Source organism: Rhodococcus sp. EPR-147, from assembly GCF_001647185.1.
Lineage (GTDB): Bacteria > Actinomycetota > Actinomycetes > Mycobacteriales > Mycobacteriaceae > Rhodococcoides.
The window spans coordinates 1-5600 of record NZ_LVCU01000490.1; the positions used below are offsets into that span (position 1 = coordinate 1).

6 protein-coding genes are annotated in these 5600 nt (G+C 63.5%); all 6 read left to right on the forward strand.

Features of this window, described 5'->3' with window-relative positions:
- The coding region (locus A2J02_RS21090) for an HpcH/HpaI aldolase/citrate lyase family protein (RefSeq protein ID WP_068053120.1) at nucleotides 1-699 on the forward strand (699 nt) is incomplete at its 5' end.
- 70 nt (nucleotides 700-769) lie between these two features.
- Nucleotides 770-1258 carry a general stress protein gene (locus A2J02_RS21095; RefSeq protein ID WP_057475533.1) on the forward strand — a complete coding sequence of 163 codons (489 nt, stop codon included), beginning with the start codon at nucleotides 770-772 and terminating at the stop codon, nucleotides 1256-1258.
- A 195-nt stretch (nucleotides 1259-1453) separates the two neighbouring features.
- On the forward strand, nucleotides 1454-2776 hold the full coding sequence (locus A2J02_RS21100; protein ID WP_068053122.1) for an ABC transporter substrate-binding protein: 1323 nt from the start codon (nucleotides 1454-1456) through the stop codon (nucleotides 2774-2776).
- Complete coding sequence (locus tag A2J02_RS21105; protein ID WP_068053124.1) at nucleotides 2773-3723, forward strand: carbohydrate ABC transporter permease; 951 nt, start codon at nucleotides 2773-2775, stop codon at nucleotides 3721-3723. Before A2J02_RS21100 ends, A2J02_RS21105 begins: the two co-directional genes overlap by 4 nt.
- On the forward strand, nucleotides 3723-4556 hold the full coding sequence (locus A2J02_RS21110) for a carbohydrate ABC transporter permease (protein WP_068053127.1): 834 nt from the start codon (nucleotides 3723-3725) through the stop codon (nucleotides 4554-4556). Before A2J02_RS21105 ends, A2J02_RS21110 begins: the two co-directional genes overlap by 1 nt.
- Before the next feature lie 5 nt (nucleotides 4557-4561).
- A partial coding sequence (locus A2J02_RS21115; RefSeq protein ID WP_068053130.1) for an ABC transporter ATP-binding protein occupies nucleotides 4562-5600 on the forward strand: 1039 nt, incomplete at its 3' end.

Here is a 5600-nt window from a genome sequence, read left to right on the forward strand (position 1 = left end):
TCCGGTGCCGGACGCAATCTCGACGCCATCCTGCTGCCGAAGGTGGAGTGCGCCGCGCACGTGCAGGCGTTGGATCTGCTGCTCACCCAGCTCGAGAAAGAGCACGGACTCGACGTCGGTGCGATCGGGATCGAGCCGCAGATCGAGAGCGCCCGCAGTCTGCGCAACATCGACGAGATCGCGACCGCGAGCCCGCGGGTGCAAACCCTGGTGTTCGGTCCCGCAGACCTGATGGCCAGCGTCAACATGCGCACCCTGGTCGTCGGCGAGCAGCCGGTCGGATACGACACGGGCGACGCCTACCACCACATTCTGATGACCATCCTGCTCGCCGCCCGAACACACGGTCTGCAGGCAATCGACGGTCCGTATCTTCAGATACGTGATCTCGACGCCTTTCGTCGGGCGGCGGGCCGGACGGCAGGCCTCGGTTTCGACGGCAAGTGGGTGCTGCATCCGACGCAGATCGAGGCCGCCAACGAGATCTTCGCGCCGCGTCAGGCCGACTACGACAAGGCCGAGATGATTCTCGACGCGTACGAGTTCCACACCTCCGCGGCGGGCGGCGGTCGCGGCGCAGTGATGTTGGGCGACGAGATGATCGACGAGGCGAGCCGCAAGATGGCGCTCGTCGTCTCGGCGAAGGGACGTGCGGCAGGAATGACACGGACGACCGCCTTCGTGCCGCCCGCGCCCTGACCGACCGTCAACCTGCTGTGAACCGCTACAACGGGTGTGCCGAGTGTCCGTTTCGGGGCACAATGGAGCCATGACCAATCCCCTCTCGCAGCCCGGTCGCCCAGGGCAGGGCCTGCCGACTCCGCCCTCCGGCTGGCCTATCGGTTCCTACCCCACCTACGCCGAGGCGCAGCGCGCCGTCGACTACCTCTCCGACGAAGAGTTCTCGGTGCAGGACGTGACGATCGTCGGTGTCGACCTGATGCAGGTCGAGCGCGTGCTCGGCCGCCTCACCTGGCCCAAAGTCATTGGTGGAGGCATTGTTTCGGGTGCCTGGCTGGGAGTCTTCCTCGGCCTGGTCCTCGGCATCTTCAGTGAGAACATCTTCGGAGCGCTGCTCATCGGCGTCGGCGGTGGCATCATCTTCGGCCTGATCTCGGCGTCCATTCCGTACGCGGCCACCAAGGGACAGCGAGATTTCGCGTCGAGCATGCAGTTGGTCGCGGGCCGATACGACGTCATCTGCGAGCCGCGAACCGCGGAGAAAGCACGCGACCTGCTCGCCAAACTGTCGATCTGATCACACCTGGTGGACGACCAGGCAACCGACAGGTAACGGAATAGCCCCAAATCGCCCTCTATGCCAGTGAGTTCGGTTACGTTTCTTTCGTGCACGGCAGTCCCACACAATGTGCTGCGCGAGTAACTGAACGTACGGAGGCGGAAAGTGCCGAGACATCGTGGTCGTAGGCGTGGAAAAGCAACGAGGATAGGGGTGTTGGCGGCAGCGGCTCTGGTCACGAGTCCGTTGCTCGCAGCGTGTGGTTCGTCCGACAGTTCGGTTCCGGTTCTGAGTTTCTACACTGCCGCAGACGGCGCAGAGCAGTACGCCGCTGCGGCACAGGTGTGTTCCGACGCCTCCAACGGCCGCTACCGAGTGGAGCAACGGACTCTGCCCAAGAGCGCCAACGATCAGCGGCTCCAGCTCGCGCGGCGCCTCGCCGGCAACGACAGGACGCTGGATCTGATGACACTCGACGTCGTCTGGACGGCCGAGTTCGCCGAGGCCGGATGGGCATTGCCCGTCCCGGAGGACCTGTCCGAGAAGCTGCGCGACGGTGCCACGCTCGAGGGCCCACTCGCCACGGCAGAGTGGCAGGATCAGCTGTACGCGGTGCCGCTCAACTCCAACACCCAGTTGCTCTGGTACCGCCCGGACGAGGTGCCCGACGGAGTGCCGCCGCAGACGTGGGATCAGCTGATCGACGTGGCCGAGGCCAATGCGGCGGCGGGCAAGCCCGCACAGATCGGCGTTCAGGCAAAGCAGTACGAGGGCTTCATGGTCTGGTTCAACTCGCTGCTCGAGAGCGCTGGTGGTTCGGTCGTCGCCGAGGACGGAACGACGGTGACGCTGAACGACACTCCCGAGCATCGCGCCGCCACCGAGAAAGCCCTCGAGATCATCAAGCGAGTGGCCACGGCCGACGGCCGCGATCCCTCGGTCTCGCAGAGCGACGAGGCAACTGCCCGCCTCGGCATGGAATCGGGACGGATGGCATTCCAGGTCAACTACCCGTTCGTGCTGCCCGGGTTGAAGGAGAACGCCGTTGCCGGTGCCGTCTCGTTCCTCGACCTGTCGACGGTGCCCGAGGATCAGCAGGACGCACGCATCGCCGAGGTCTTCCGTAGCGCCCCGTATCCGGAGGTGAACCCGGGCGAGCCCGCGAAGGTCACCATCGGTGGCTTCAACATCGGCGTCGCGAAGACCACTCAGCACGAGGATCTCGCGTGGGAGGCCGTCGATTGCCTCACCAACGAGGAGAACCAGCGCAACAACGCCGTCAACGGTGGTGTGCCGCCGGTGCTGAAGTCGCTGTACTCCGATCCCGAGTTCCAGGCCGTCTATCCCGCGTGGGAAGGGGTTCTCGGTTCCATCGAATCTGCGGCTGTGCGACCCGTTTCGCCTGCCTACCAGAGCATTTCGATTCTGCTGACCGATGCGCTCAACCCGCCGCAGAACATCGATCCGGTGGCCGACGTGGACAAGCTCGCAGATCTGGTCTCCAAGGCCGTCAATTCCGAAGGGTTGATTCCATGAGAGCCACCACCGAGTCACAGCCCGCATCGCAGCCTGTCGACAAGCAGGCGGCTCTGAAGAACGTCTCCGACGGCAAGAAGGCCGAACGTCGCCTGGGGCTGATGCTCATTGCACCCGCCGCCCTGCTGATGATCGCGGTCACCGGGTATCCGATCATCTACGCGTTCTGGCTCAGTCTGCAGAAGTACAACCTCGCATTCCCCGAGGATCGTGAATTCGTCGGCCTCTCCAACTACGTGACCGTGCTGTCCGACGGCTACTGGTGGACGGCGTTCAGTGTGACGGCAGGCATCACGATCATCTCGGTGATCATCGAGTTCATCCTCGGTCTGGCCGTGGCTCTGGTCATGCACCGCACCATCTTCGGTCGCGGACTCGTACGCACCGTGGTGCTCATCCCGTACGGCATCGTGACCGTCGCCGCCGCGTACAGCTGGTACTACGCGTGGACCCCCGGCACGGGCTATCTCGCCAATCTGCTGCCCGACGGTAGTGCTCCGCTCACCGAGCAGTTCCCGTCACTGGCGATCGTCGTACTGGCCGAGGTCTGGAAGACGACGCCGTTCATGGCGCTGCTTCTTCTGGCAGGCCTGGCGCTGGTGCCCGACGATCTGCTCAAGGCGGCCGAGGTCGACGGAGCGGGTGCGTGGACCAGGCTGATGCGCATCACGATTCCGTTGATGAAGCCGGCGATTCTCGTCGCGGTGCGCTTCCGCACCCTCGACGCGTTCCGCATCTTCGACAACATCTACGTCCTCACCCGCGGTAGCAACGAAACCGGATCGGTCTCGATTCTCGGTTACAACAATTTGTTCGGTGCGTTCAACCTCGGGCTCGGGTCGGCGATCAGCATTCTGATCTTCTTCTGCGTCGCGATCATCGCGTTCGTGTTCATCAAGTTGTTCGGTGCATCGGCACCGGGATCCGACGACGGAGGCCGCAAGTAATGACCACTGTTACGCCTCGCAAGAAGGTCGGTTGGACGGTCGTCAACGTCCTCGTCCTGCTCTACGCACTCGTTCCACTGCTGTGGATCATCAGCCTCTCGTTCAAGTCGACGGCCACCATCGCCGACGGCAACTTCATTCCTCGTTCGATCACCTTCGACAACTACAAGGGCATCTTCTCGACCAATCAGTTCACCTCGGCATTGGTGAACTCGATCGGTATCGGACTGATCACCACCGTGATCGCCGTGGTGATCGGCACGATGGCCGCGTATGCCGCTGCGCGTCTGGACTTTCCGGGAAAGAAGGCTCTGGTCGGTGCAGCGCTGCTCATTGCGATGTTCCCCCAGATCTCCCTGGTGACACCGCTGTTCGACATCTCCCGCTCGCTGGGACTGTTCGACACCTGGCCGGGGCTGATCATTCCGTACATCACCTTCGCGTTGCCGTTGGCGATCTACACCCTGTCGGCGTTCTTCCGCGAGATTCCGTGGGAGCTCGAGAAGGCAGCGAAGATGGACGGCGCGACGCCGGCACAGGCGTTCCGCAAGGTCATCGCCCCGCTGGCCGCACCCGGCATCGTCACCGCCGCCATTCTGGTGTTCATCTTCGCCTGGAACGACCTCCTGCTCGCCATCTCGTTGACGGCGACGGAACGTTCGGTCACCGTCCCGGCGGCCATCTCGCAGTTCACCGGTAGCTCTCAGTTCGAGGAGCCAACGGGATCGATCGCGGCGGCAGCAGTCGTCATCACGATCCCGATCATCATTTTCGTGCTCTTCTTCCAACGACGTATCGTGGCGGGCTTGACGTCCGGCGCAGTGAAGGGATAACCGTCATGGCCGAAATCGTTCTCGACAAAGTCACCAAGCTCTACCCCGACGGCGCGGCTGCCGTCAGCGACGTCGACATCACCATCGCCGACGGCGAGTTCATCATCCTCGTCGGCCCGTCCGGTTGCGGAAAGTCCACGACCCTCAACATGATCGCCGGTCTCGAGGACATCTCGTCCGGCGAGCTGCGCATCGCGGGGGAGCGCGTCAACGAGAAGGCACCGAAGGATCGCGACATCGCGATGGTGTTCCAGTCGTACGCGCTGTATCCGCACATGACGGTGCGGCAGAACATCGCGTTCCCGCTCACGCTCGCGAAGCTCTCGAAGTCGGAGATCAACAGCAAGGTCGAAGAGGCAGCCAAGATCCTCGACCTCAGTCAGCACCTCGACCGCAAGCCGGCGAACCTCTCCGGTGGTCAGCGTCAGCGAGTTGCCATGGGCCGCGCCATCGTTCGTACCCCCAGTGCGTTCCTGATGGACGAGCCGCTGTCCAACCTCGACGCGAAGCTGCGTGTGCAGACTCGCGCCGAGATTTCACGTCTGCAGAAGCGGCTCGGCACCACCACCGTGTACGTCACGCACGACCAGACCGAGGCCATGACCCTCGGCGATCGCGTCGTGGTCCTACGCGGCGGATTGGTGCAGCAGATCGGTTCTCCGCAGGAGCTGTACGACAAGCCGCGAAACCTGTTCGTGGGCGGCTTCATCGGATCGCCCTCGATGAACTTCGTTCCCGGACAGCTCACCGCGAACGGAGTGTCGACCGCGCTCGGTGAGATCGACATCCCGCTCGAGCGGATGGACGCGATCAAGGCCAAGAACCCGGGTCGCGAGGTGGTTGTCGGCATCCGCCCCGAGCACTTCGAGGACGCAGCACTGATCGACGGCTACCAGAAGATGAGCGGTGCCACCTTCACCGCCACCGTCGACGTACTCGAGTCGATGGGTAGCGACAAGTACGTGTACTTCACGCTCAAGGGTGCGCGGGTCGAATCCAGTGAGCTGCAGGAGCTCGCAGCGGACGCTGGTATTGCCGATCTCG